At 61.6% G+C, this 24033-nt stretch carries 25 protein-coding genes and 2 pseudogenes; 12 read left to right on the forward strand and 15 right to left on the reverse strand.

Annotation, left to right across the window (positions count from 1 at the left end):
- Positions 1-324 precede the first annotated feature (324 nt).
- Positions 325-1963 (forward strand): annotated as a pseudogene (locus JET17_RS27375) (RHS repeat-associated core domain-containing protein); the annotation flags it as partial.
- Positions 1950-2441, forward strand: a complete 492-nt coding sequence (locus tag JET17_RS19735; RefSeq protein WP_042111660.1) for an SMI1/KNR4 family protein — start codon at positions 1950-1952, stop codon at positions 2439-2441. The pseudogene JET17_RS27375 and the gene JET17_RS19735, both read left to right, overlap by 14 nt.
- 315 nt (positions 2442-2756) lie before the next feature.
- On the opposite strand, the pseudogene JET17_RS19740 reads toward JET17_RS19735, so the two are convergent.
- The 4 genes and pseudogenes from JET17_RS19740 to JET17_RS19755 form a co-directional block, all read right to left on the reverse strand.
- Positions 2757-2891: pseudogene (locus JET17_RS19740) on the reverse strand (IS5/IS1182 family transposase); the annotation flags it as partial.
- Between the two features lie 246 nt (positions 2892-3137).
- Positions 3138-3659 carry a DUF2937 family protein gene (locus JET17_RS19745; RefSeq protein ID WP_012315710.1) on the reverse strand — a complete coding sequence of 174 codons (522 nt, stop codon included), beginning with the start codon at positions 3657-3659 and terminating at the stop codon, positions 3138-3140.
- 9 nt (positions 3660-3668) lie between these two features.
- Positions 3669-4442, reverse strand: coding sequence for a class II glutamine amidotransferase (locus JET17_RS19750; RefSeq protein WP_012315711.1), 774 nt, complete (start codon positions 4440-4442; stop codon positions 3669-3671).
- 14 nt (positions 4443-4456) lie between these two features.
- Positions 4457-4951 carry a hypothetical protein gene (locus JET17_RS19755; protein ID WP_012315712.1) on the reverse strand — a complete coding sequence of 165 codons (495 nt, stop codon included), beginning with the start codon at positions 4949-4951 and terminating at the stop codon, positions 4457-4459.
- A gap of 82 nt (positions 4952-5033) precedes the next feature.
- Here JET17_RS19755 and JET17_RS19760 point away from each other — a divergent pair, with 82 nt between their 5' ends.
- Together JET17_RS19760 and JET17_RS19765 are read left to right on the forward strand one after the other, a co-directional pair.
- A complete protein-coding gene (locus JET17_RS19760) occupies positions 5034-7076 on the forward strand; it encodes a S9 family peptidase (RefSeq protein WP_012315713.1) in 2043 nt (680 codons plus the stop codon).
- A gap of 113 nt (positions 7077-7189) precedes the next feature.
- Positions 7190-7657: a cyclic nucleotide-binding domain-containing protein gene (locus tag JET17_RS19765; RefSeq protein ID WP_012315714.1), complete on the forward strand. Its 468-nt coding sequence runs from the start codon at positions 7190-7192 to the stop codon at positions 7655-7657.
- Here the strand turns inward: JET17_RS19765 and JET17_RS19770 are convergent.
- Positions 7654-7932 carry a hypothetical protein gene (locus JET17_RS19770; RefSeq protein ID WP_012315715.1) on the reverse strand — a complete coding sequence of 93 codons (279 nt, stop codon included), beginning with the start codon at positions 7930-7932 and terminating at the stop codon, positions 7654-7656. The genes JET17_RS19765 and JET17_RS19770 overlap by 4 nt on opposite strands.
- A gap of 131 nt (positions 7933-8063) precedes the next feature.
- Here JET17_RS19770 and JET17_RS19775 point away from each other — a divergent pair, with 131 nt between their 5' ends.
- The 3 genes from JET17_RS19775 to JET17_RS19785 all read left to right on the forward strand — a co-directional run bounded on the left by JET17_RS19775 (position 8064) and on the right by JET17_RS19785 (position 9434).
- Positions 8064-8435 (forward strand): YajD family HNH nuclease, encoded by a 372-nt coding sequence (locus JET17_RS19775; RefSeq protein WP_012315716.1) that lies wholly within the window; start codon positions 8064-8066, stop codon positions 8433-8435.
- A gap of 71 nt (positions 8436-8506) precedes the next feature.
- The gene (locus JET17_RS19780) at positions 8507-8977 is read left to right on the forward strand and encodes an RNA methyltransferase (RefSeq protein WP_039602101.1); all 471 of its coding nucleotides are present in this window, start codon (positions 8507-8509) and stop codon (positions 8975-8977) included.
- A gap of 115 nt (positions 8978-9092) precedes the next feature.
- Positions 9093-9434: a DUF2892 domain-containing protein gene (locus JET17_RS19785; protein WP_012315718.1), complete on the forward strand. Its 342-nt coding sequence runs from the start codon at positions 9093-9095 to the stop codon at positions 9432-9434.
- A gap of 46 nt (positions 9435-9480) precedes the next feature.
- Here JET17_RS19785 and JET17_RS19790 read toward each other — a convergent pair whose 3' ends face one another.
- The 6 genes from JET17_RS19790 to JET17_RS19815 form a co-directional block, all read right to left on the reverse strand.
- On the reverse strand, positions 9481-10689 hold the full coding sequence (locus JET17_RS19790; protein WP_012315719.1) for a hypothetical protein: 1209 nt from the start codon (positions 10687-10689) through the stop codon (positions 9481-9483).
- A 41-nt stretch (positions 10690-10730) separates the two neighbouring features.
- Complete coding sequence (locus tag JET17_RS19795) at positions 10731-11180, reverse strand: YcgN family cysteine cluster protein (protein WP_042112095.1); 450 nt, start codon at positions 11178-11180, stop codon at positions 10731-10733.
- Between the two features lie 186 nt (positions 11181-11366).
- Positions 11367-12299 carry a D-2-hydroxyacid dehydrogenase gene (locus JET17_RS19800; RefSeq protein ID WP_012315721.1) on the reverse strand — a complete coding sequence of 311 codons (933 nt, stop codon included), beginning with the start codon at positions 12297-12299 and terminating at the stop codon, positions 11367-11369.
- A gap of 78 nt (positions 12300-12377) precedes the next feature.
- Positions 12378-12671, reverse strand: a complete 294-nt coding sequence (locus tag JET17_RS19805; protein WP_012315722.1) for a YcgL domain-containing protein — start codon at positions 12669-12671, stop codon at positions 12378-12380.
- Entirely contained in the window at positions 12668-13801 is a 1134-nt protein-coding gene (gene rnd / locus JET17_RS19810) for a ribonuclease D (protein ID WP_012315723.1), read from the reverse strand. The genes JET17_RS19805 and rnd overlap by 4 nt, the downstream gene beginning before the upstream one ends.
- A gap of 103 nt (positions 13802-13904) precedes the next feature.
- Positions 13905-14270: a 5-carboxymethyl-2-hydroxymuconate Delta-isomerase gene (locus tag JET17_RS19815; RefSeq protein ID WP_012315724.1), complete on the reverse strand. Its 366-nt coding sequence runs from the start codon at positions 14268-14270 to the stop codon at positions 13905-13907.
- Positions 14271-14385: 115 nt separating this feature from the next.
- On the opposite strand from JET17_RS19815, the gene JET17_RS19820 reads away from it, so the two are divergent.
- The gene (locus tag JET17_RS19820; RefSeq protein WP_012315725.1) at positions 14386-14622 is read left to right on the forward strand and encodes a YdcH family protein; all 237 of its coding nucleotides are present in this window, start codon (positions 14386-14388) and stop codon (positions 14620-14622) included.
- A 68-nt stretch (positions 14623-14690) separates the two neighbouring features.
- On the opposite strand, the gene JET17_RS19825 is transcribed toward JET17_RS19820, so the two are convergent.
- On the reverse strand, positions 14691-15875 hold the full coding sequence (locus JET17_RS19825; protein WP_042111663.1) for a trans-sulfuration enzyme family protein: 1185 nt from the start codon (positions 15873-15875) through the stop codon (positions 14691-14693).
- Positions 15876-15997: 122 nt separating this feature from the next.
- Between JET17_RS19825 and JET17_RS19830 the strand changes: the two genes are divergently transcribed.
- Complete coding sequence (locus tag JET17_RS19830) at positions 15998-16459, forward strand: Lrp/AsnC family transcriptional regulator (RefSeq protein ID WP_012315727.1); 462 nt, start codon at positions 15998-16000, stop codon at positions 16457-16459.
- 23 nt (positions 16460-16482) lie between these two features.
- On the opposite strand, the gene JET17_RS19835 is transcribed toward JET17_RS19830, so the two are convergent.
- On the reverse strand, positions 16483-18810 hold the full coding sequence (locus JET17_RS19835; RefSeq protein ID WP_012315728.1) for an FdhF/YdeP family oxidoreductase: 2328 nt from the start codon (positions 18808-18810) through the stop codon (positions 16483-16485).
- Between the two features lie 320 nt (positions 18811-19130).
- Here JET17_RS19835 and moaA point away from each other — a divergent pair, with 320 nt between their 5' ends.
- Together moaA and JET17_RS19845 are read left to right on the forward strand one after the other, a co-directional pair.
- Positions 19131-20135, forward strand: coding sequence for a GTP 3',8-cyclase MoaA (gene moaA, locus JET17_RS19840; RefSeq protein WP_012315729.1), 1005 nt, complete (start codon positions 19131-19133; stop codon positions 20133-20135).
- Positions 20136-20155: 20 nt separating this feature from the next.
- Positions 20156-21055, forward strand: a complete 900-nt coding sequence (locus tag JET17_RS19845; RefSeq protein ID WP_012315730.1) for a bestrophin family protein — start codon at positions 20156-20158, stop codon at positions 21053-21055.
- Positions 21056-21159: 104 nt separating this feature from the next.
- Here JET17_RS19845 and moaB read toward each other — a convergent pair whose 3' ends face one another.
- A complete protein-coding gene (gene moaB / locus JET17_RS19850; RefSeq protein ID WP_012315731.1) occupies positions 21160-21699 on the reverse strand; it encodes a molybdenum cofactor biosynthesis protein B in 540 nt (179 codons plus the stop codon).
- Between the two features lie 139 nt (positions 21700-21838).
- Between moaB and JET17_RS19855 the strand changes: the two genes are divergently transcribed.
- Positions 21839-22726: a LysR family transcriptional regulator gene (locus JET17_RS19855; protein ID WP_012315732.1), complete on the forward strand. Its 888-nt coding sequence runs from the start codon at positions 21839-21841 to the stop codon at positions 22724-22726.
- Positions 22727-22809: 83 nt separating this feature from the next.
- On the opposite strand, the gene JET17_RS19860 is transcribed toward JET17_RS19855, so the two are convergent.
- Positions 22810-24024 carry a hypothetical protein gene (locus JET17_RS19860; RefSeq protein WP_012315733.1) on the reverse strand — a complete coding sequence of 405 codons (1215 nt, stop codon included), beginning with the start codon at positions 24022-24024 and terminating at the stop codon, positions 22810-22812.
- Positions 24025-24033: the final 9 nt, after the last annotated feature.

Here is a 24033-nt window from a genome sequence, read left to right on the forward strand (position 1 = left end):
GCTTTAGGTAGTGATAGTGCTGCTGGCCGCTTTAGCGCCTCTAAGAGGAATGTGGAGAGGCTTTGTCTTTTTCAGAGTTGAAATATTCTGCTCAACCTAAATGATAAGTGGTGAGCCAGTCTGCGCACAGATGAAAGAGTTTGGTGGTGGTCGACTAGCTCCTCAAGCATTGAAGAGCTGTAACGTTGCTTATCATCTTTAAGAACTGAGGCTTGAGGACCTGGAACGCTCCGCAACGATTTTTGCGGCGTATGAACTCTTCCCATCAACTTGGCGCTAAGCGCGGGAATCTAACTCGCGCTAAGCCGGCTTTGGCCCTCCAGGCTGCACATTCATCGCTACCCGACGGGTGCCGGCAAGCAGCTTGGGGTCACCGTGGAAGCGCTGGAATATGCCTGCGGCATGCTCGGCCGGCTGACGCGGGAGATCACGTCCAACGGCATGTTGGGCTACGAGTACGACCCACCGACATGGAGCGCGACGACCTGCACCGCGAGGTGTACCGCACCCAGGGCAAGCTCACCAGTTGTTTCGGTTACGACGCCATGGGGCGCAAGGCGTGGCAGTTTGCTTCGACATTGCCCGCTGACAAGCTCTCGCAGGTTCATAACCCCGGTATCAACACCTCACTGTTGGTGGAGCACGCCTACAACCCGATTCACCGTCGCTACCAGTACGACCCGGCGGGCGAATTGGTACGCACGCTGGACAAGCTGCGCGGAGAGATCAAGTACGAGTACGAAGCCAACGGCCAGTTGCACAGCCGCGATACCGGATCATTGGTGGGCAGCGAAGAATTCCGCTATGACCCGGCGGCAAACCGGCTGGACTTCAACGCGCGGCAGTTTGAGAAGGTCAAGGACAACCGCATCAAGCGCTGGCAAAACCAAGAGTACCGCTACGACCCATGGGGCAACCTGATCGAGAAAAGCTCAGGGCACAGCAAGCTGCAGAGCTTTAGCTATGACTGCGAGAACCGGCTGGTGCGTGCTGAGACAGTGGTCGACGGCAAGCTGGAAAGTACGGGCGCTTATCGCTATGACAGCCTGGGCCGACGAGTGGCCAAAACCGCTGAAATCCAAGGCGCGACGGAGCAGAAGCATTTCCTTTGGCAAGGGTTGAGGATGCTGCGTGAGGAGACGCCGGGGCAGAGCATTTTGTACCTGTATAAACCGGGGAGCTATGCGCCGTTGGCGCGGGTTGATCAGGTGGAGAGGGTGAGGCCCACACGGTCTACTACTTCCATACCGATCAGATTGGAACGCCCTTGGAGTTGAGCAATAGCGAGGGCGAGATAGTTTGGCAGGCGACCTATCGCTCATGGGGTGCAATCGAGGAGCTTAAGGTTCATGATATCGAGCAGAACCTAAGATTCCAGGGGCAATACTTTGAGAGTGAGACGGGGCTGCATTACAACACCTTAAGGTACTACGACCCAGAAGTGGGGCGTTTTGTTACACAAGACCCCATAGGTCTAGGTGACGGAATGAACTTTTATCAGTATGCACCCAGCCCCGTTATGTGGGTCGATCCGTGGGGACTAGCTTTCAAAAGCGTCAATTTTGAAGGGTCACCTGATCTCTTCCCCACATCAGGAAACCAAAAGAATATCGTTTCAATCCAACTGCAAGGATCGAGAGGTAGAGACTTTACTGAGGCTTTCAAAGAGGCTGGTTTAACAAGGGCGCAGGTCAAGTCGATTGGTAAATATACGTGGCACCATTTGGATGACTTTGATCCTGCAACAGGCAAGGGAACTATGCAGTTGATCGCAAACTCAGCGCATGAAGCGTCCCTACCGCACACAGGGTCTGCAGCTCAATTTGAGAAGCACTTTGGCTTGTCTTCAGGCGCATATGGAACACCCGAAGCAGTGGCCATATCACAAGATCAGGGCTGGCTTAAAGTTCGCCACAAAAAAAGTATCTTCAACTTGCTGAGCAGTAAAAATGAAAGACTTTAAGCTATTGAACCCAGGCTTGCCGATTTCGGAAGCAGACATTGAAGGGCTGGAGGCGCAAGTCTTCTGCAAACTTCCACTGGACTTTAAATTACTGTATCTCACTTATAACGGGGGCCTACCCGTGCGAGAATTTTGGATTTCTGATGACAACTTTGAGCCAATCAGAGTGGATGACTTTAAAAGTATATCAAACATCGGAGCAACGAATGTCAATGAAACAAAATATATTGGCGGGTGTTATAAATTAATGCAGGAGAAAAACGTCCTTCCTTGTCAGCTAGTCCCTTTCGCGAGCGATGAGGCTGGTAATTTCATCTGCATGGAAGCAGGGACGGGCAGAATTATCTATTTTGCAGTTGATACCTTTCAGCCAGATATTGACATGCACCTTAATCACATTAATGCCCAGAGAATCATGTCGGATTCTTTTGGTGAATTCATTAAATCTCTAGTCGATGAGGATGACGTTGAATATTGATAGCACATCTAAAATCTTAATTTTGCGCGACGGGTTAGGTGGGTTTATTAAGCCATCAGGTGGAACCACTACCAAGCTAAAAATTGATACGAAAAGCGCGCGCGGTAGCTGCTTGGAGGTAAAGATGCTGTTCATGATGCAGTGTTCAATATTCTAAAGTATAGGTAGCGCATGAGTAATGATAATCGCTTTCTTTTTGAATCAGAGCTGCTAAAAACACTCAAATTAGTGGCGGCTAAATTTGACGGCGTGGCGGCCTCAAAAAACAAATTAAAATTCATGTACAACAAAAAAATGTTGCCGAGCTTTTTTTGAGTCCAACAGAGGCTGGGCGTAGCTAATATCACTGGCTTGACCGCCAGAGAGAAGGAAGCGCAACGGTGTCCCGTAGGCGTCGCAGAGCATGTGGATTTTGGTTGTCAGGCCGCCGCGGCTGCGGCCTAAAGCGTGATGGGCGCAAGGTCAACCACCTGTACTACTGTAGAGGTCACCTGCACCAGTTGAACCTGGACGGCCAAGTCATCAGCGACATGGAGCGCGACGACCTGCACCGCGAGGTGTACCGCACCCAGGGCAAGCTCACCAGCTGCTTTTACTACGACGCCATAGAGCAAAGAGTGACAGCTCGTACCATAGCTAGCTGCAGATTCCACTCAAAAAAGGCAATTGATCCGGTAACTCTGGAAGTGCCATTGATCAACGCCAGCTCTCTTTCACCGCCTTGCGCCGCCCACCGAGAATGACCCAGGCAATTCCCAGCAACAGGCTTTCGACGACAAACGCCAGCACAAACCCCGCACCGACGCCCCAGCCAATCGCCTCCGGCACCAGCAGAATCTGATAGCTGTACCCCTTAAGCGTCTCTTCACGCATTTGCGGATCGGGCTGCACCAGCACGTGCCAGGTGCGGCTGACCCACGAGCCTTGCAGCGCCTGCCACTCGTTCTCGAGCAGCTGGTTGCGGATCAGCAGGCTTTCTATGCTGTTGGCATCGCTGTTGAACACCACATCGTCACTGCTGCGGTAATGCCGCACCAGCGCCTGCAAATCGCCCTTGAAGAAGCGTTCGGCGGTCTGTTTGAAGCCATCGAGTGCCTGGCGCGATTCGAACAGGTGCGCCTCGACCCGCTGGCTGTAGTCCTTGACCAGCCCAGGCACCTGGATACCGGCCAGCAGGCCGAAGGTGAACAGCAGCAACCGCAGGTAACTTCTGAACATGCAGCGTCCTTAGCTCTGGCCTTGCGAAACGCACTCTCCGTGCCGCCACAGGCCCCATTGGCCGGGTTCGTAGCGCCGCCAGGTCTCGTTCTCGGTCAAGGCCTCGGTGGCAATCACCGTGACCACGTCATTGGGGGTGGTTTGGGTGTGAAAGTCGACGATCAGGTCGACATCCTTCAAACGCGCCGCGCCAAAGGGGGCGCGACGGGTAATGTGTACCAGCTTGGTCGAACAGAAGCAGAACAGCCAGTCACCATTGCTGAGCAGGCAGTTGAACACGCCCTTGCCGCGATACTCGGCACAGGCTTCGACCAGCACCGGCAGCAGCTGTTCCACTGCGACCGGCTCAGGGAAAGCCGCGCGAATACGGTTGAGCAAGTCGCAAAAGGCTGCTTCGCTGTCGGTGTCGCCCACCGGCCGGTAAAAGGTCGCCTCACCCTTGAACGCACCCAGCTGGCCGTTGTGGGCGAAGCACCAGTTACGGCCCCACATTTCGCGCACGAACGGGTGCGTATTGGACAGGCACACCTGGCCGACATTGGCCTGGCGGATGTGGCCAATGACCACTTCGCTCTTGATCGGATAACGCTGCACCAGGTTGGCGACTTCCGACTCGCTGCTCGCTGCCGGGTCCTGAAACAGCCGCAGGCCGCGGCCTTCGTAGAAACCGATGCCCCAGCCGTCACGGTGCGGGCCGGTACGGCCGCCGCGCTGCATCAGGCCGGTGAAGCTGAAGACGATGTCGGTGGGGACGTTGGCGCTCATGCCCAGCAGTTCGCACATGGTGATGCCTCCGCTTACAGACGTGGCTCGACCCGGCCACCAGAAGGTGCGGCAGGCGGCGGGTCATTGCGGTAACGGTCACCGCGTTCGGCGGCCAGCGGCGCCCCGACGCCCACTTGGTCGTCCTCGGCAGCCAGGCGTTTGGCGGCGGCCTCCTGCTGCTCGCGACGCTCGCGGGCACGCTTTTCCAGCGGCCAGCGCAGCAGCACGAAGGCCAAGTACAGGCCAAAGGCGATCAGGCCGTACATGGCAAAGTCCGATACCGCGCGCCAGGCGTTGTTGCCCACCTTGAAGGCAACGTCCAGTGCAGTGATGGCGATGGCCGGGGCCATGGCATCCTTGCCCGGGTCGACGACGGTCGGCGTCAACAACAGGACCGCGAGGATCACCCGCAGCGGCTCACGCAGCCAGCGCCACATCCAGCCAGTGAGTTTGAAGCCCACCCAGAGACAACCCAGGGCAGCAACAGCGTAAAGGCCCCAGGCGAGGGTATAGTCGTTCTCGGTCATGGTGATCGTGCAAGCCAGGCAAAGAGTTGCCTATGATAAACACTTTTCCGGGCGCAGGCGCCCCCCAGCCAAGAGATCCCCGATGCCCAACGCGCTCCAGCCCCCCATCGCCCGCCAAGACCAGGCCACCGACCCTTACGCCTGGTTGCAACTGCGCGACACCCCTGAGGTGCTCGAGTACCTCCAGGCCGAAAACGCCTATCAGCAAGCCTGCCTGGCCGACCAGGCGCCCCTGCGTGAACAGCTGTTCGAAGAGATCAAGGGCCGTATCCTGGAAACCGACCTGTCGCTGCCCTCCCCCTGGGGCCCGTACCTGTATTACACACGCACCACGGCAGGCGATGAGTACCCGCGCCACTATCGCTGCCCACGGCCTGCGGATGACGCCAACACGGTGGACGAAAGCCAGGAACAGCTGCTGCTCGACCCCAACGCCCTGGCGAACGGCGGCTTTCTGGCCCTTGGCGGCTTCAGCGTCAGCCCCGATCACCGCCTGCTGGCCTACAGCCTCGACACCAGCGGCGACGAGGTCTACACCCTGTACGTCAAGGACCTGGCCAGCGGCAACCTGACCGCCCTGCCCTTCGACGACTGCGACGGCAGCCTGACCTGGGCCAACGACAGCCAGACGCTGTTCTTTGCCGAACTGGACGATACCCACCGCCCGTGGCGGCTGCGCCGTCACACGTTGGGCGAAACCGGCGCGCAGGCCGTTTTCGAAGAGCCGGACGGGCGTTTTTTCCTGCATTGCTACCGCGCCAGCTCCGAGCGCCAGCTGGTCCTGCTGCTCAACAGCAAGACCACCAGCGAAGCCTGGGTGCTGGACGCTGAAACGCCAAAAGAGGCATTCACCTGCCTGGCACCGCGCGCCGAGGGCCACGAGTATTTCCCCGACCACGGCCAGCTCGATGGTCAGTGGCGCTGGTTCATCCGCAGCAACCAGGACGGCATCAATTTCGCCCTGTACCAGGCAGCGGCAGACCAGGTGCCCACCCGCGAGCAATGGCAGGTGCTGGTGCCGCACCGCGACGACATCATGCTCGAAGGCCTTAGCCTCAACGCCAGCGCCCTCACCTTGAGCCTGCGTGAAGGTGGCCTGCCGATCATCGAAGTGCGCCCGCACGGCACGCCGGCCTACCGCGTCGAGTTGCCTGACGCGGCCTATAGCCTGTACGTGCAGGACAGCCTGGAGTTCGCCAGCACGCGCATCCGCCTGCGCTACGAGGCACTCAACCGCCCGGCCCAGGTGCGTCAGCTGGACCTGGCTACGGGCGCGCAGACAGTGCTCAAGCAAACTCCGGTGCTGGGCGAGTTCGATGCCGACGACTACGTCAGCGAACGCCTGTGGGCCACCGCCCCCGACGGCACCCAGGTACCGATCAGCCTGGTGCGCCGCAAACAAGACCAGGGCAAGACGGTCCCCCTCTACCTGTACGGTTACGGTGCCTACGGCGAGAGCCTCGACCCGTGGTTCTCGCACGCCCGCCTGAGCCTGCTGCAACGCGGTGTGGCCTTTGCCATCGCCCATGTGCGCGGTGGCGGCGAGCTGGGGGAAGCCTGGTACCGCGCCGGCAAGCAGGAGCACAAGCACAACAGCTTCAGCGACTTCATCGCCTGCGCCGAGCACCTGATCGCTCAAGGCGTGACAGCCTCCGACCGCTTGGCCATCAGTGGCGGCAGCGCCGGTGGCCTGCTGATGGGCGCAGTGCTCAACCTGCGCCCGGATCTGTTCCGCTGCGCCATCGCCGAAGTGCCGTTCGTCGATGTGCTCAACACCATGCTCGACCCCGAGCTGCCATTGACCGTCACCGAGTACGACGAATGGGGCAACCCGCAAGAGCCGCAGGTGTATGAGCGGATCAAGGCCTACGCCCCCTACGAAAACGTCAGCGCCCAGGCCTACCCGGCCATGCTGGTGGTCGCTGGCTACAACGACAGCCGCGTGCAGTACTGGGAGGCCGCCAAGTGGGTGGCGCGACTGCGTACGCGCAAGACCGACAGCAACCTGCTACTGCTCAAGACCGAGATGGGGGCCGGGCACGGCGGTATGAGTGGCCGCTACCAGGGGTTGCGAGACGTGGCACTTGAATATGCGTTCGTCTTCAATGAGCTGGGCGTGGTGTAAAACGCGCTTTTCGTTGTCATAGGTTGGCAGGGCCAATAGCCCTGATTGCCGGCAAGCCGACGATCGGGGCCGCCCAAAAACTTTCGGACAACACCCGCCAAGAAGAACGACACATGCCCGACCAGACCCATCTCAGCGCCGAAATCCGCGACATGCTCATGGACTGCGACCTGTTCGATACCTTGCAGCCCGGTGACTTCCATACCGCCGCAGGCTACTTCAGCCTCGCCACCCTGGTCGAAGGCGAAACCATCTTCAACGAAGGCGACGCCGGCACCTTCATGTGCATCCTGCACCAGGGTGTGGTTTCAGTGCGCAAGACCGACGCCCACGGCGCCCAGGTAGAAATCGCCACGCTGCGCAGCGGCCGCGCCTTCGGCGAAATGGCCGTGCTCGACGGCGAGCGCCGCTCGGCCAGCTGCATGGCCGCCAGCGACTGCCTACTGCTGACCTTGGGCAAGGATTCGTTGGAAAAGATGCTCAACGAAGCCCCACGCATCGCCGCGCGGATCATCCGCGCACTGGCCGTAGCCTTGTCGAAACGCCTGCGAATGCAGGACGGCCAGCGCCTGGCGCTTTAGTCATCATTCGCCGGCTGCTTGACCGGTTCCGTACGCAATCCAGGCAATGGCTGATCCTTCGGCGGCCCGGGCACCGGCATGGGCGGCAGCAGCGGCGCGCCGGGCTGGCTGTCGTAGGCCTTGGGTGCAGTGCTCGGGGTAATCTGAGGGTACGGCGTGGGCGTTGCCGTGCCAGGTGCCCCGGGCACCGGTGTAGTGATACGCGGCGGCGTGCCGGCGGCATGCGCCAAGGGCAGGCCGGCTAACAGCAGCGCGGCGAGGATCGCATGAAACATCAGCAACCTCCTGTCTGAACATTCCTACAGGCTACGCCTTAATACACGTTTTCGCCTGTCCGCTTGCCCTGCAAGCGCGCTAGACTCGTTGGCATAACCGTTACCTGCCTGATCAGAACAAAGGAAACACCATGAGTTCGGCATCCACGTCCGCCGCCACCGCCCGCCTCGACCGCATCCTCGCCGACGCCAAGCGCGACAAAGAGATGGGCTACCGCGACAAAGCCCTGAGAATGTACCCGCACGTGTGCGGCCGTTGCGCCCGTGAGTTCGCCGGCAAGCGCCTGAGCGAGCTGACCGTGCATCACCGTGACCACAACCACGACAACAACCCCCAGGACGGCTCCAACTGGGAGCTGCTGTGCCTGTACTGCCACGACAACGAGCACTCGCGCTATACCGACCAGCAGTACTTCAGCGAAGGCTCCACCAGCACCCCGAGCATTGCCAAGGCCACGCACAACCCGTTCGCCGGGCTGGCTGGCTTGCTGAAGAAGGACTGACTGTCGATACAGCCCCCGCTGCTGCCGGCGAGCCCGTATAATCGCGCTTTTTTTGCGAAGGGCCCCGGCACGTGGCAAACAAACGGTACAGTTGCATCGGCCTGTTCAACCCAAAATCTGCAGAGAACGTAGGTTCGGTGATGCGCGCAGCGGGTTGCTACGGCGTCAACTCGGTGTTCTACACCGGCAAGCGCTACGAGCGCGCCCGCGACTTCGTCACTGACACCAAGCGGGTGCACTACGATATTCCGCTGATCGGCATCGACGACCTGCAGCGCATCATCCCGCTGGGTTGCACACCTGTTGCAGTGGAACTGGTGGAAGGTGCACGGCCCCTGCCTGAATACACACACCCTGATCGCGCCATCTACATCTTCGGGCCGGAAGACGGCAGCCTAGATGCAAACGTGCGCGCGTGGTGTGAAGAAACCATCTACATCCCTACCGAAGGCTGCATGAACCTCGCCGCGACGGTGAATGTGGTGTTGTACGACCGTTTGGCCAAGGGGCTCAATACCCGCTCGGGGCCCAAGTTCAAGTAGCCGGGCAACGCGCAACGCCCTCCCGACATTGGCAATTGCGACCACTTGGCAAACCGACTGAACGTGTGCAGCAAGCATCTGGTCAGCTGCTTACACTTCAGATGGAGGGCTTGCCATGCTCGATATTCATTCCACTACGGCGTCACAGGACCACAACGTACAGGGCCTGGAGCGGGTCGGTTCACTGGCCGGTGGTGCGCTGATGTTCACCAAGGGTATGCGCCACGGCGGGCTGGTCGGGCTGCTGCAGATGGTTGTCGGTGGCCTTGCGGTAGCGCGCGGGGTCAGTGGCCATTGCTCGACCAAGGCCTGGTGGCAGAAGCATCGACAGGAATATCACCGTTTGCGCTCGGATATCGAACGCAGTGCGACGGAGCTGGAGGCGCTCAAACGCAGTGCCGAGGCGGCGACGCGTGGGGTGACGGTAACGGGGAAAGACCCGCTCACGGGTAGTTGATCAGTTGTTTTTAATGGCCCTGTCGCCAGCAGGGCCAGCCTGCAAGCTAACGCAACGCCTTGCTCTGCAAGACCTCGGATCGTCGCCCCAGCACATTCTCACTGATCTGCACGAACTCCTCGGTGCTCACCGTCGGCACGCGCATCAGCGCCTGGGTCACATCATCCAGCGAGCGCTTGGCCTGGGTGTGGATGCGGATCTCCTTGTCCAGCGCCTGCAGCAGCAAAACACCACGGGCAACCTGGGCCGGGCTTGCCCGCTCGCCGCGCAGCTGGGTGACCTTGGCACCCTGCTTCTGCAAACGCGCCTGCCACACCTGGTAGCGGTCATCGCTCACACCCCCTGCCCGGCGCAGCAACTCATTGGCGTAATAATCGGTGAGGCTCTGGCCAAGCCAGTCGCTGTCAGCACTCACTTGAACCTGCGCAAACAGCTGCACCAGTTCACGCAGCAAAGGGCTGTTACCGCTCTCGCTGACCATGGGCCGGGCGCTGTGCAGGTACATCGAGCCCCGCGCTGCCATTGCTCCGCGCCACATGCCATCACGTGCCCCCACCAACAGCAGCTTTGCCGGGTTGCGTGGGAATACCGCCTGCAGGTGTGGCCAGACGAAGGTCAGCAGGGTGAGATTGTCCATGCGGCGCATGCCCTGCCCCACCGGGGCCGCCACCGTCACCTCGGTCTCGCCCAGACGCGCACGTCGGCTGCCAAGGTCGCCGGCCAGCATCCAGCCAGTCGGGCGATCGAACAGGCGCGATACATTGTCGATACGGAACTTGTCCTTGCCGATGCGCGGCCAGGAGGTTTCGATGCTTTTCCAGCCCTCAGGCAGGTCGACCGACAAGCGCGCCACCAATTCGGTGCCGTCTTGCTGGTCAAGGCGTGCCGGTGGCACCAGCTGGTCACCCAGGAACAAAGCCCAGTGAGGGGTAATGCGCGAGGAATAGGCGCCGCTGCGTACTTTCTCGTCCAGCTTGACCCGGTAGCTGAGGCTGGTCTTGCCCGCCGCCGGGTGCCACACGCCGCGCTCCCCCTGCACCTGCCACTGGCCGTCAGCCTGGAAACCGCTATAAGCGCCCTGCTTGCCCAGGTCAAAGTCGAGGCTACGCACCGCATTGCCGTCTGCCAGGGTCAGGCGGACTTCGGCCTGGCCATTGGCAGGCAACAGCCGCACCTGGTAGTCGAGGTCGACCTTCTTCGCCCAGACAGGCGAGCTGGCCACAAGGCCCAGCAGGAGCAACAGCTGGCAACGCATACAGAAACTCCTTGTTTCCCAGAGGCGACGGAGGATGCCGCTCAGCTGGCGCGAAAAATCAGGTGGTCTTCCCAGTCGTCTTCGTCCACATCCTGCTCCCTGAGCATACGCCCCGACTGGGAAATGCGCTGTTCATGCACCTGGCTGCGGTCGCCGCAGACCAAGTGGTGCCAAGCCGGCAGGTCCTTGCCCTCGCTGACCAGACGATACCCGCAGGTGCTCGGCAGCCACTTGAACTGGTCAGCCTTGCCAGGGGTGAGCTGGATGCAATCAGGCACCTGGGCGAAACGGTTGGGGTAGTCGCTGCACTGGCAGGTGTTCATGTCCAGCAGCTTGCAGGCAATACGGGTGTAATAGACGCTGTTGTCGTCCTCGTCCTCGAGCTTTTGCAGGCAGCACAGGCCACAGCCGTCACACAGCGATTCCCACTCTTGCGGGTCGAGTTGTTCGAGGGTCTTGCGCCGCCAGAACGGCGCGCTTTCAGCGATCATCACACGGGTTTCCTGCATTGGACCTGCGCCAGGCTTCATGCTGGAAGCTCCAGGCAATTGCGGCGCGTATGGCTTTTTTCTGGTGGCTTGCAGCTTGAATGTTGTAGCTGGGCGCCATGGCGGCGCCAGTCTAGAGCCTGGCCTTCGGCAATGCCAGACCGCTTGTCAGTACCGACCGGCTGCAGCTCAATAGCCCCGCGCGAAATCCACTTCGCCACGCAACCCTTGCCCTGCCTGGTATTGCCGCACGTTCTCAACAAACAGCCGTACCATCGCCGCCGGCGAAGTCGGTGCCGAGCTGTGCCCGGTCAGCAACAATCCCCACGCCGTCCAGAACGGGTGACGCTGCGGTAACGGCTCCTGCCGGCACACATCGATCACCGCGCCCGCCAGATCCCCCTGCTTCAGCGCCTCGACCAGGTCAGCATCGACCACCGCCACCCCACGCCCGGCATTGATGAACAGTGCACTGGGCTGGAAGCACTTGAACAGCGCGGCGTCATAAAGGTCATGGGTTGCCGGTGTATCCGGCAACAGGTTGAGCACGTAATCGGCCTGCCCGACCATCCTTGGCAAATCAGCCAACCCGGCGACCTCGACGAACGGCGCCTGCTCGCGGGGCGTGCTGGCGATGCCATACAGGGTCACGCCAAACGGCAAGAGGAACTCGGCCACGCGTTGGCCGATATCGCCGGTACCCACGATCAGCACCTTGCGCCCTTCAAGCGTGCGCCCCGGGCGGTCGTCCCAACGGCGCTCCACCTGGCTCACCAGCCGAGACAGCACTTCGCGCTCGTGCCCCAGCATATAGGTGAGCATGTACTCGGCCATCACCTGGCCAAAGATGCCGACCGCACGGGTCAGGCGGTAATCACGCGGCAGGCCATCGGCCAGCAAGGGCGTGATGCCGGCCCAGGTCGATTGCATCCAGGCCGGTTTGTGGCCCTGGCGCAGCAGACTTGCCAGCAGGTCTGGCTGGCCCAGCCAGACCGGGCACTGTGGTGCCTGCAAGGCCAGTTCGGCGGAATCGCCGCTGGTCAGAACCTCCAGGTCCGGGGCCGCTTCAGCCAGCAGGCGGGCGTAATTGGCATGATCCTGCTCAGCGATCAGAACGCGCATCAAAGTGACAACCTTGGCAGACAACGAAGGCGGCCCGGCATACGGGCCACCTGAGAATGTGAAGGGATCGTGGCCGGGTCAGACCGGGTCGTTTCGGCGCAGAAGTTCTTCCGGCAAATGCTCGATGTACTCGTCCTCGGCCGGCGGCATCTGCAGGTGGTAACCCTGGTTTTCGAGGTTGTCCAGTACCTTGACGATGTCCTCGCGGGCCAGCTTGCGCTCGGGGCTCAGCACCAGGTCGAAGGCATGCACGGGCGTGCCGAAGAACGGCAGCAGCGCCTCGGGCACGCGCTCCAGGCCCTCGGCCTTGAGTACATAGAGGTACATTTCGTTCTTGCGGGGGCTCTTGTAGATCGAGCAGATACGTTTCATCGGGTTTCTCCGGCGCCCGCCAGGTCGTCCAGCAGGGCCTGGCCCATCCGCTCACGGCGCCAGCCGCGCAGCGAATCGGGCAGTTGATAGGGGCCATTGGGGTAGCCGCTCTTGAGCAGGGCTTCCAGGGCCTTTTTGCGCAGCATCAGCTCCGGGGCAATGCCCAAGCGCTCGCCTTCGGCCTGGCCGATGGCGCGCAGGCGCTTGAGGATGCCGGCCGCTTCGATCGGCAGTGGTTCTGGCAACGTGGCCGGCCATTGCTCAGGCGGCAGGCTGGCAGCACGCTTGATCAGCTCGATCAGGAAGGGGCCATCCTGGCGGATGGTGCGTGGGTGCATTTCATCGATCTTGGCCAGGGCCGACAGGTTGTCCGGCTGGTTCTTGGCCATTGGCCACAGCGAGTGTTCCTTGAGGATGCGGTTGCGCGGCACATCGCGGCTGCGTGCTTCACGCTCGCGCCAGGCGCACAGCTCGCGGAGCACCGCCAGTTGCTGGCGGCCCAGCTTCCAGGCCAGCTTGACATCGCGGTACAGGGTCTCGGGCTCGACCTCACGGCGCAACGCCGCCACCAGTTCGGCACCGTCTTCCAGCACCCACGCGTACTTGTCGTCGGACAGCCGGGGGCGCAGGGCCGCAAACAGTTCGGCCAGGTGCACGGCATCTTCGGCGGCGTAGCTGACCTGGGTGTCCGACAGCGGACGCTGCAGCCAGTCCGAGCGGGTTTCACCCTTGGGTAGCTCAAGGCCCAGCACTTCCTGGACCAGGCGCGAATAGCCCATGGAGAAGCCCAGGTTCAGGTAGCCCGCGGCCAACTGCGTGTCGAACAGCGGCTGGGGCAGCTTGCCGGTCAGGCGCAGCAGCACTTCGAGGTCTTCGCTGCAGGCATGCAGCACCTTGACCACGCCGGCATCCTCTAGCAGTTCGCCCAGCGGCTGCCAGTCGACGATCAGCAACGGGTCGATGAGATAAGCCCGCTCGCCGTCACCGATCTGGATCAGGCCGGCTTTCGGGTAGAAGGTGTCGACCCGCATGAATTCGGTGTCGAGCGCCACAAAGGGCAATGTGCGCCACCTCTGGCAGAGTTCGGCCAGGGTCTGGTCGTCACGGATCCAGTGTATTTCGATGGCCACGAGGCTCTCCCACAAACATTGGCGCGCAGTATATACGGCGCGGGCCCTGCGGGTGAAACCTGACGAACATCTGCGCCGGCTGCCGGGAAGCTTGCGATACCGGTCAGCCTGGCAAGCGATGCTTGGCGTAAGGCTCGCGGTCGATATCCAGCACTTCCACGCACAATTGCAGGTCTACGCCAGCCTGCTCCGGTATGGCCTCACGCAGTACCTCCAGCAAGCTGGCGGACAATTGCTTCTTTACCTCCGCCGGGCGCCCGCTGAGGATAGCCAGGCGCACATGGGCAAACGCCCGCTCGGCCGGCGCGGTGCCCACCCGGTAATGGGTGAACGCCTGGGCGCGGCTTTTGATGTCCGCCTCATCGGCAAACTGGCCGCTGCCGACCAGGGCGTGGTTCAGGCGCAGCAGCAGTACCTCGACATTCAGCTCGCGCAAGTTGTCGCTGTATTCCAGGTTCAGGTGAGGCATGGCACAGGTTCCAGGCGTTGGGGGAAGCGACAGCCTACCCCAGTCCCCTACCCGCGCAAAGGCGGCTATCCTCAAAGGTCAGGACCTTACTGACAACCCTGACAGAGGTGAAGAAATGCCAGTTCCGCATGATCTGCTCGCTGACTTGCACGTTACCGCCGATGCATTCCAGGCACTGATAGACAAGGACCAGACGCTGCATGCCCTGCACAAGGAATACAACGCCAAAGACAAGGAGGTGGTGGCCGCCGAAGGCAATGGGACCAACGACGATACCGTCAACCGCCTGCGCAAGGAGCGCCTGCTGATCAAGGACAAGATCGAGCGAATCATTCATCCGCCGAAATCCTGATGGCTTTTTGCTGAATCAATCGGCCTGTCGCCGGCAAGCCCGCTTGCCGGCGACAGGCCCAACAGCCGTTACACAGCAGCTGATGCGTTCAAAGCCCCGTCCAGGTCTTCGATCAGATCCCGGTAATCCTCGATCCCGATCGACAGCCGCAACAGGCTCTCACTGATCCCCATCACCCCCTTCTGCTCGGGGCTCAGTGAGTTGTGCGACATGCTCCAGGAGTGGTTGATCATGCTCTCCACGCCGCCCAGCGAGTCGGCCAGAACAAAGATCTGCAATGCCTCCACCAGGCGATTGAGCGCCGCCCGGTCACCGTTCTTGACCTTCATTGCCACCACCGCCCCGCCAGCGCGCATCTGGCGTTTGCACAGCGCGTGCTGCGGGTGGCTCTCCAGGCCCGGGTAATACACCTGCTCGATCTGCGGATGGCTTTCCAGAAAGCGTGCCACCTGCAGGGCATTGGCACACTGACGCTCCATGCGCACGTCGAGGGTCTTCAGGCCACGCAAAGCCAGGTAACAGTCGAACGGACCCTGGATTGCCCCGACGGCCATGCTGATCTTGCGCAGGCGCCCCAGCAAGGCGTCATTGGCAGCCACCACCACGCCGCCGGTCAGGTCGGAGTGGCCGCCAATGTATTTGCTGGCCGAATGCATCACCAGGTCCACACCGAGGGTGATCGGCCGCTGGTTCCACGGCGAGCAGAAGGTGTTGTCGATGCAGGTGAGAATGCCACGCGCCCGTGCCAGGTCGCAGACCGCCTTGATGTCGACCAGGTGCAGCAACGGGTTGGTCGGCGACTCGATCCAGATCAGCTGGGTTTCGGGTTTGATCGCCGCCGCTACGGCCGCGATATCGTTGAGGTCGACATAGGTGGTGGTAAGGCCCGAGGTGCGTGCGCGGTAGTCTTCAAGAATGCGGAAGGTGCCGCCGTAGACACCGTTCATCACCACCACATGAGCGTCCTTGGGGAGCAGCTCCAGCACCGTGGCGGTGGCGTTTACACCGGAGGCACAGGCCACCGCGCCAACACCCTCTTCAAGCGCCGCGACACAGCTTTCATAGGCATGCCGGGTCGGGTTGCCCACGCGGCTGTAGGCGTACTCGGGGTTGTCATCGAGGCTGCGCTTGATATACGAACTGGCGGTGTAGATAGGCGGGAAGATCGCGTTGTCGGCGACACTGAACTGCTCACCGGCGTGGATGGTACGGGTGGCGAAATTGCGCGGCTTGTCGGACATGGTCGGGCCCATTGGCAGATGTAAGTGCGCAACTATCGCACAATCACCTGCCGCCACAACGCCTGCGGTTGCGGGAATTTTTTCTATCGTTGGGGTAATCTGGGGAATATTTTCCTGACCGCCAGCGGATCCTCATGGACAGCTTCGACCAGCACATCCTCACCCTGCTTCAGCGCGACGCCTCGCTCTCGCTCAAGGACCTGGCCGAAGCCGTCAACCTGTCCACCACCCCCTGCTGGAAGCGGGTCAAACGCCTGGAAGAGGATGGCTACATCCTCGGCCGCGTCGCCCTGCTCGACCCCGAACGCCTGGGCCTGGGCCTGACGGTGTTCGTCCAGCTCAAGACCCAGCGCCATGACAGCGCCTGGCTGGAGCAGTTTGCCGAGACGGTGAAAGGCTTCGAGGAGGTGATGGAGTTCTATCGCATGTCTGGGGACTGGGATTACATGCTGCGGGTGGTGGTGGGGGATATCGCCGCCTACGACCGGTTCTACAAAAAGCTGATTACCAGCACCGATGGGCTCTCCAACATCACGTCCAGCTTTGCCATGGAACAGATGAAATACACCACGGCTTTCCCGGTACACAGGCCCTGATCGCTGCCAGCCTTAGCGCCGCATCACTGCGCCGCCACCGCTTCGATCCGGTTCCCCGCCTTGGCCTTCTCAAGCCGAATCGCCACGAATTTGGACGTCGGCGTATAGGTGCCCTCGCCGTAACTTTCCAACGGCACCAGCGGGTTTGTTTCCGGGTAGTAGGCAGCTGCCTGCCCATCGGGAATGTCGTAGGGCACCAGACGGAAGCCCGATACTCGGCGCTCCACACCGTCCTCCCACAGTGACACCAGGTCTACGTGCTCACCCGGCTCGAAGCCCAGGCGGCGGATATCCGCTTCGCTGACGAACACCACTTCTCGCAGGCCAAACACGCCCCGATAACGATCATCTAACCCATACAGCGTGGTGTTGTACTGATCATGCGAGCGCATCGTCTGCAGGATCAGGTCAGGCTTGTCGCCACGGGCGAGCACCTGGGCATTGACCAGATGCTCTGGCAACGGGGTGGCACTGAAGCGCGCCTTGCCGGTCGCCGTGCGCCAGCTGCGCTCGCCAGCACTGTTGCCCAAGTGGAAACCGCCTGGCTGCAGCAGGCGTTCGTTGAAGTTGGCAAAGCCGGGAATGACATCGGCAATCATGCTGCGAATACGGCCATAGTCGGCAACGGCGTATTCCCAATCGATGGGCTTGTTGCCAAGCGTGGCCTTGGCCATGCCGGCAATGATCCAGGGTTCGGACCGCATGTGGGGTGAACGCGGGCGCAGTTGGCCATGGGAGATATGCACCATGCTGAAGGTGTCCTCCACGGTCACGCCCTGCGGCCCGCCGGCCTGCAGGTCGATCTCGGTGCGCCCCAGGCAGGGCAGGATCAGCGCATCGCGGCCAGTGACCAGGTGCGAACGGTTGAGCTTGGTGGAGATCTGCACCGTCAGCGCGCAGTTGCGCAGGGCCGCGTGGGTACGGGGAGTGTCCGGCGTCGCCTGGGCGAAGTTGCCACCCAGCGCGATGAACACCTTGGCACGCTGTTGCTCCATGGCCTGGATCGCCAGCACCGCGTTGTGCCCATGGGCGCGAGGTACGCGGAACTGGAAGCGTTTTTCCAAAGCATCGAGCAACGCCGCCCTGGGTTTCTCGTCGATACCCATGGTGCGGTCGCCTTGCACATTGCTGTGGCCACGCACCGGCGACAGGCCCGCCCCGGGCTTGCCGACGTTGCCGCGCAACAGTTGCAGGTTGACGATCTCCTGCACGGTCGGCACCGAGTGACGGTGCTGGGTGACGCCCATCGCCCAGCACATGATCACCCGCTCGGCCTTGCGGTACATGCGCGCGGCCAGCTCGATCTCGGCCAGGGTCAGGCCGGACTGCTCGACGATATGGTCCCACGAGGTGGCATCCACTGCCGCCAGGTAGGCGTCCATACCGCTGGTGTGCGCGGCGATGAAGTCATGGTCGAATACCGCTGGTTCACCCTTGGCCTGGGCTTCGCGCTCCCACTGCAGCAGGTACTTGGCAATGCCGCGCATGGCCGCCATGTCGCCGCCCAGGGCTGGGCGGAAGTAGGCGGTGTTGGTCGGCTCGGAGCCGTTGCTGAGCATTTCGAACGGGTGCTGCGGGTGCTGGAAGCGCTCCAGACCACGCTCTTTGAGCGGGTTGAAGCACACCACCTGGGCGCCGCGCTTGACCGCTTCACGCAGCGGCTCGAGCATGCGCGGGTGATTGGTGCCGGGGTTCTGGCCGATGACGAAGATCGCGTCGGCCAGTTCCAGGTCGTGGAACACCACGGTGCCCTTGCCTACGCCGAGGGTTGCCGACATGCCCACGCCACTGGCCTCGTGGCACATGTTCGAGCAGTCAGGGAAATTGTTGGTGCCATAGGCGCGGACGAACAGCTGGTAGAGGAATGCCGCTTCGTTGCTCGCCCGGCCGGAGGTGTAGAACTCAGCCTCATCGGGCGAATCGAGCGCCTGCAAGTGCCGGGCGATCAGGGTAAAGGCCTCTTCCCAGGAGGTTTCGACGTAATGGTCGGTACCCGCATCGTAGCGCATCGGGTGGGTCAGACGGCCCTGGTATTCGAGCCAGTAGTCGGTCTGCTCGGCCAGCGCGCTGACGCTGTACCGGGCAAAAAACGCGGGGTCGACCGAACGGCCGGTGGCCTCCCAGTTGACCGCCTTGGCGCCGTTCTCGCAGAACTTGACCATGTCGCTTTCCGGCGACTCGCCCCAGGCGCAGCCGGGGCAGTCGAAACCGCCGTTCTGGTTGGTCTTGAGCATGGCCCGCAGGTTCTTGAAGGCGTTGTCACTGCCCAGCCAGCTCTTGGTCACGCTCTTGAGCGCGCCCCAGCCGGCGGCCGGCCCCTTGTAGTCCCTGATATGTTCGTCCTGGCTCATGCGGTCAATCCTCACGCGGGCATCGAAAAGTGCAGCGGATCGTGTCGTCCGGTGCTTGTTTTTCAGCCTATGGAGGCAGACAGGGGGCCGTCCAATCGAAATGTCTTACGGGGTGATAGGCCGTTTCGATGACGGGTTGGTGTTGGCACCGTTCCCTTCGCGGGTAATCACGCAGACGCGACAATCCGATCAAGGCATTGGAGTACTGGCCCTGCAGCCGTGATAGATGAGATTGATCAAGCAGTCGGGCAAAGCAATTTGACGGCGAACACCGCAGGTTATAGCGTGGAACCAGTACTCCTCCCCTGCCGAGCGCGAACGTGGAACAGAACAGCCGGGCCCTGATCGACGGCTTCAACCGGAAAATCGACTACCTGCGGATGTCGGTCACGGACCGCTGCGACTTCCGTTGCGTCTACTGCATGGCTGAAGACATGCAGTTTCTGCCGCGCCAGCAGATCCTCAGCCTTGAGGAACTGTTCCAGGTGGCCGAACGCTTCGTCGCCTTAGGCACTCGCAAGATTCGCCTCACTGGCGGCGAGCCGCTGGTCCGCCAAGGCATCGTCGACCTCTGCGGGCGCATTGCCGCCCTGCCCGGCCTGCGAGAACTGTGCATGACCAGCAACGGCTCGCAGCTCCCCCGCCTGGCTCAGCCGCTGTTCGACGCCGGCCTGTCACGCCTGAACATCAGCCTCGACAGCCTTGATGCAGAACGGTTCAAGCAACTGACCCGCACCGGCGACCTGGCCCAGGTGATCGCCGGCATCGACGCGGCCCGCCGCGCTGGTTTTCAGCGCATCAAACTCAACTGCGTGGTGCTCAAGGGGCGCAACGACGATGAGCTGGTCGACCTGGTGCGCTTTGCCATCGACCGCGAACTGGACATCACCTTCATCGAAGAAATGCCGCTGGGCGTGATCAGCGAGCATGAGCGCGGCGAGTCGTTCTGCTCCAGCGACGAAGTGCGCGCGCGTCTGGCCGAGCAGTTCACCCTCATCGAATCGACCGAATCGTCCCAGGGCCCGGCGCGTTACTGGCGCCTGGCGGAAGCGTCGAGCACCCGTGTCGGCTTCATCTCCCCGCACAGCCACAACTTCTGCGCCACCTGCAACCGTGTGCGGCTGACCGTCGAAGGCCGGCTGTTGCTGTGCCTGGGCAATGAGCATTCGATGGACCTCAAACAGGTGCTGCGTGCCCACCCGGGTGATGCCGAGCGGCTGGAAAAGGCCATCCGCGATTCGCTACACCTCAAGCCCTACCGCCATCATTTCGAGGTCGGTGGCGATGTGCAGATCCTGCGCTTCATGAACATGACCGGCGGCTGACCGGCCGTCTCTGGACTTCCATGATCGTTCACTCTCGCCCCGATGTGTTGCGTGTGCTGTTCACCCTAAAGGGTTCGATTGTCAAACGCATTGCCCTGCGCTGCCTGATGGTGACCTTGCTCGCCGCCCTGATCGTGCTGGTCGAACGCCACTTCCCGGCGTTTTTCTACCCCGTCAGCGCTACCCCCTTCACGCTGCTTGGCCTGTCGCTGTCGATCTTCATGAGTTTTCGCAACAATGCCTGTTACGACCGTTGGTGGGAGGGGCGCAAGGCCTGGGGGAAGATGATCATCGAGACCCGCTCGTTCGTACGTGAGAGCGTGGTGATCACCGATGAAGAGCTGCGCGCCGAGGTGCTGCGCAGCCTGTGCGGCTTTGCCCATGCGCTCAATGCCCGGTTGCGCAACGAGGATGATGTCGCCGCCGCCCGGCCGTGGCTGGCCAACCCCGCTGCGATCCGCCCGCACAATGTCTGCGACGGTATCTTGCAGGAAGTTGGCGCCCGCTGCTCACGCCTGGCCGAGCAGCAGCAGATCAGCGACTGGCGCTACAGCCTGTTGGAACAACGCCTGGTCGGGCTGTCAGAGGTGCAGGCCACCTGCGAGCGGATCAAGGGCACACCGCTGCCCTTCCCCTATACCCTGCTACTGCACCGGACCATCTACATCTTTTGCCTGTTGCTGCCGTTCGCGCTGGCCGAGCCGCTGGGCTGGCTGGCACCGCTGTTTACCACCATTGTGGGGTACACCTTCTTTGGGCTGGATGCGATCGGCAATGAACTGGAAGACCCGTTCGGACGAGACGAGAACGACCTGCCGACCGATGCCATGGTGCGCACGGTCGAGCGGGATGTGCTGGGGGCCTTGGGCGTGGAGCCGCTGCCACCGGCGTTGCAGCCGGTGGAGCATGTGTTGAGCTGACTGGCCCTATCGCCGGCAAGCCGGCTCCCACGGGTGCACCACAGTAATCAAAGACTGCGATCAACCCGTGGGAGCCGGCTTGCCGGCGATAGGGCCGGAACTGATCAACCGCGAGTTTCGCAGGGCGCGATGGGCTTAAGGTGCTTCACAAAATTACAAGGCTGGTGCCGCGCATCCAGCTGCTCCACCAGGATGCCTTCCCACGCCGTGCGGCAGGCACCGGTAGAACCTGGCAGGCAGCACACCAGAGTGCCATTGGCCATGCCGGCCAACGCCCGGCTCTGCACGGTCGAGGTACCGACATCAAGAATGGACAACGCCCGGAACAGCTCGCCAAAACCGTCGATACGCCGATCGAACAGGCACTCCACCGCTTCCGGTGTGCTGTCCCGGCCGGTGAAACCGGTGCCGCCGGTGATCAGCACCACCTGTACCTGGTCATCGGCAATCCAGGTGGCCACCTGGGCGCGGATCTTGTACAGGTCGTCCTTGAGCAGCGCACGCGCCACCAGGCGATGGCCGATCTGCACCGGGCGGCTGGCGAGCAGTTCACCCGAAGTGTCGTTGTCGTAGGTGCGGGTGTCGCTGACCGTCAATACGGCGATATTGAGCGGTACGAAGACCGCGTCGGATTGAACGCGCACAGTGAAGCTCCTTGTATGGCATGGTCGTTACGCTAGAGACATGAGCAGAGCACGTCCAATCGATATGCCGTACCGCCTGATCAATGACATCTATCGCTGACTTGGTTAAGGTCAGCACAACCAGACCCCAGGCACTCCCATGGACATCAAGCAGCTCAAGTTCCTCATCGCCCTCGACCAGACCCGCCACTTCGGCCAGGCCGCGGCGCTGTGCCATATCACCCAGCCGACCTTGTCCATGCGCCTGCGCAACCTGGAAGACGAACTGGACCTGGTGCTGGTCAAGCGCGGCCAGCGCTTCGAGGGCTTCACCGAAGCCGGCGAGCGCATCCTGGCCTGGGCCCGCACCCTGCTGGCCGCCCATGATGGCCTGCAGGCCGAGGCGGCCAGCTGCCGCGGCCAAGTGGTTGGTAGCCTGCGCTTGGGCACAGTACCGCTGGCCAGTTTCAACCCCATGCAGCTGCTGCTGCCGCTGCGCGAAAAATACCCCGAGCTGCAGTTTCAGCTCAGCTCGCACAGCACCGAGCAGATCATGGATGGCCTGAGCCGCAACCAGCTCGACCTGGGGATCTGCTATCTGGACCAGGTCAACGCCAACTTCTTCGAGGTGATCGAACTGGGCACCACCACCATGGGCCTGCTGCACGATACCCGGCACTTCCAGTTCGAAGCCGACACCCTGCGTTGGGAGGAACTGGGTGAAATCCCTCTGGGCTTGCTGAGCAAGGGGATGCACTACCGTCAGTCGCTCGACCTGAGCTTTCGCAGCCGCAGCCTGGAACCCAATGCCGTGCTGGAAAGCGACTCAAGCTTCCAGTTGGTTCAAGCCATCAACACCGGCGTGTGCTGCGCAATCATGCCGCTCGATTGCGGGTTGGAAGACCTGAGCGAGCACATGCGCATCATCCCGATCACCGACGCCAGCATCCACAGCCCCGTCGGCCTGCTGCTGCGCCGCAGCGAGCCGCGCTCGGCGATTGCCGAACAGTGTTTTGACGAGGCGAAGTTGCTGTTCAGCGCAGGCTGATTAAAGATGCAACAGAAAGGGTGGCCTGAGCCACCCTTCCTGTTTCACCTATTGGCGCCCCATTGCAGGGCGCCGTCACCGTTTCAATCGCTTTCCAGTTCGTACGCCCTGCTCACGAAAAGCGCAGCAAACAGGCTCTTGCCTTCCTTGAATGTGTACGCTTCTTCGAAACTGCCTTCCTCAACCAGCTTGCGGCTGATGGCACATTCCGAGTCGTTGTGGTTTTTGCCCTTCGCCCCAAAGTCGCTCGACCACTGTGACAGCCCGACCTCTTTGCAGAAGGCATCGAACTTGGCTTTAGGCGCAGTTTCCTGGTAGCTACCGTAGGCCTCTTTCAGCGGTTTGAAACCACTGTAGCTGACTGAGTAATTCTCGACCTTGGCCGCGCGTGCAAAGCTGCTGACGGCTTCTGTCAGCGCCGCCTGGCCGGCGTATGGCTGATAGGCACCGAGAATGAAGCCGCTCAGCGCATTCTTCAGCCCGCCTTCCACATCATCAAGCTCCGGCAACGAGGCGAAATCGGCCTTGCGTACGATCTCGCCGACCTTCGAGCCGTCATTACGGTGGGTCACCACGAATTTCATCGAGCCTTCACCATCGCTGGAGCGCTTGAGGATGAAATCCAGGTCGACCTGAGTGCCATAGGTGCCGGTGCTGTTGACCAGGAACGCGCCGGTCACCGGCTGGCGTACGACCAGGTTGGTGCCCCAGGAGAAGTCCGACTGGGTGGCGCGACCGTTGGCCGACAACTCGGCGCGGGGCTGGATCTCGTCGTTCACGTCAGAGACCAGCACCACCTCGGCGTCCTTGTGGGAGATGAACGGGTTACCCATCTGCAGGCCGAGCAACTGGATGTGAATCTCACCTGCCTTGCTGTCGCCATCACGGGCAACTTTCAGGGCATCGGCCTTCAGGTAGACACCCGCGACATTGCGACCGGAAACGGCATTGAGCTGGTACTTGGCCCAGCTGGCCAGGCCCGTTTCGCTGGCCCCTGCAGCCCTGGGGTCGAATGACCCCATGATGCTGCGCAGGAAACTCATCGCCCCGTTGGTCTGCGCGACGGCGATGCGGATCTCGGGGTCGGCTACGGTCAAGTTGCCGGAGAAGGCCGAGTATGAGACCTCGCCTTCGGACAGCACGTCCTCAAGGAAGTAGCGCTCCTTGAACTCATCGTAATAGCTCAGCGCGGCCTTCTTGCCGGAGCTCGAAACCATCGCAAAGCCGCCGCCGAGCACCAGCACCGCAGCGGCAACACCGCCAATCAGCAGCTGCTTCTTGTTCATCTGTTTGATCATGGTGTTTGC

This window comes from Pseudomonas putida (genome assembly GCF_016406145.1).
Taxonomy (GTDB): Bacteria; Pseudomonadota; Gammaproteobacteria; order Pseudomonadales; family Pseudomonadaceae; genus Aquipseudomonas; species Aquipseudomonas putida_E.

Coding starts and splice junctions, on each gene's coding strand:
- JET17_RS19735 (WP_042111660.1), top strand. CDS start 1,950: ATGAAAGACTTTAAGCTATTGAACCCAGGCTTGCCGATTTCGGAAGCA.
- JET17_RS19745 (WP_012315710.1), bottom strand. CDS start 3,659: ATGTTCAGAAGTTACCTGCGGTTGCTGCTGTTCACCTTCGGCCTGCTG.
- JET17_RS19750 (WP_012315711.1), bottom strand. CDS start 4,442: ATGTGCGAACTGCTGGGCATGAGCGCCAACGTCCCCACCGACATCGTC.
- JET17_RS19755 (WP_012315712.1), bottom strand. CDS start 4,951: ATGACCGAGAACGACTATACCCTCGCCTGGGGCCTTTACGCTGTTGCT.
- JET17_RS19760 (WP_012315713.1), top strand. CDS start 5,034: ATGCCCAACGCGCTCCAGCCCCCCATCGCCCGCCAAGACCAGGCCACC.
- JET17_RS19765 (WP_012315714.1), top strand. CDS start 7,190: ATGCCCGACCAGACCCATCTCAGCGCCGAAATCCGCGACATGCTCATG.
- JET17_RS19770 (WP_012315715.1), bottom strand. CDS start 7,932: ATGTTTCATGCGATCCTCGCCGCGCTGCTGTTAGCCGGCCTGCCCTTG.
- JET17_RS19775 (WP_012315716.1), top strand. CDS start 8,064: ATGAGTTCGGCATCCACGTCCGCCGCCACCGCCCGCCTCGACCGCATC.
- JET17_RS19785 (WP_012315718.1), top strand. CDS start 9,093: ATGCTCGATATTCATTCCACTACGGCGTCACAGGACCACAACGTACAG.
- JET17_RS19790 (WP_012315719.1), bottom strand. CDS start 10,689: ATGCGTTGCCAGCTGTTGCTCCTGCTGGGCCTTGTGGCCAGCTCGCCT.
- JET17_RS19795 (WP_042112095.1), bottom strand. CDS start 11,180: ATGATCGCTGAAAGCGCGCCGTTCTGGCGGCGCAAGACCCTCGAACAA.
- JET17_RS19800 (WP_012315721.1), bottom strand. CDS start 12,299: ATGCGCGTTCTGATCGCTGAGCAGGATCATGCCAATTACGCCCGCCTG.
- JET17_RS19805 (WP_012315722.1), bottom strand. CDS start 12,671: ATGAAACGTATCTGCTCGATCTACAAGAGCCCCCGCAAGAACGAAATG.
- JET17_RS19815 (WP_012315724.1), bottom strand. CDS start 14,270: ATGCCTCACCTGAACCTGGAATACAGCGACAACTTGCGCGAGCTGAAT.
- JET17_RS19820 (WP_012315725.1), top strand. CDS start 14,386: ATGCCAGTTCCGCATGATCTGCTCGCTGACTTGCACGTTACCGCCGAT.
- JET17_RS19825 (WP_042111663.1), bottom strand. CDS start 15,875: ATGGGCCCGACCATGTCCGACAAGCCGCGCAATTTCGCCACCCGTACC.
- JET17_RS19830 (WP_012315727.1), top strand. CDS start 15,998: ATGGACAGCTTCGACCAGCACATCCTCACCCTGCTTCAGCGCGACGCC.
- JET17_RS19835 (WP_012315728.1), bottom strand. CDS start 18,810: ATGAGCCAGGACGAACATATCAGGGACTACAAGGGGCCGGCCGCCGGC.
- JET17_RS19845 (WP_012315730.1), top strand. CDS start 20,156: ATGATCGTTCACTCTCGCCCCGATGTGTTGCGTGTGCTGTTCACCCTA.
- JET17_RS19855 (WP_012315732.1), top strand. CDS start 21,839: ATGGACATCAAGCAGCTCAAGTTCCTCATCGCCCTCGACCAGACCCGC.
- JET17_RS19860 (WP_012315733.1), bottom strand. CDS start 24,024: ATGATCAAACAGATGAACAAGAAGCAGCTGCTGATTGGCGGTGTTGCC.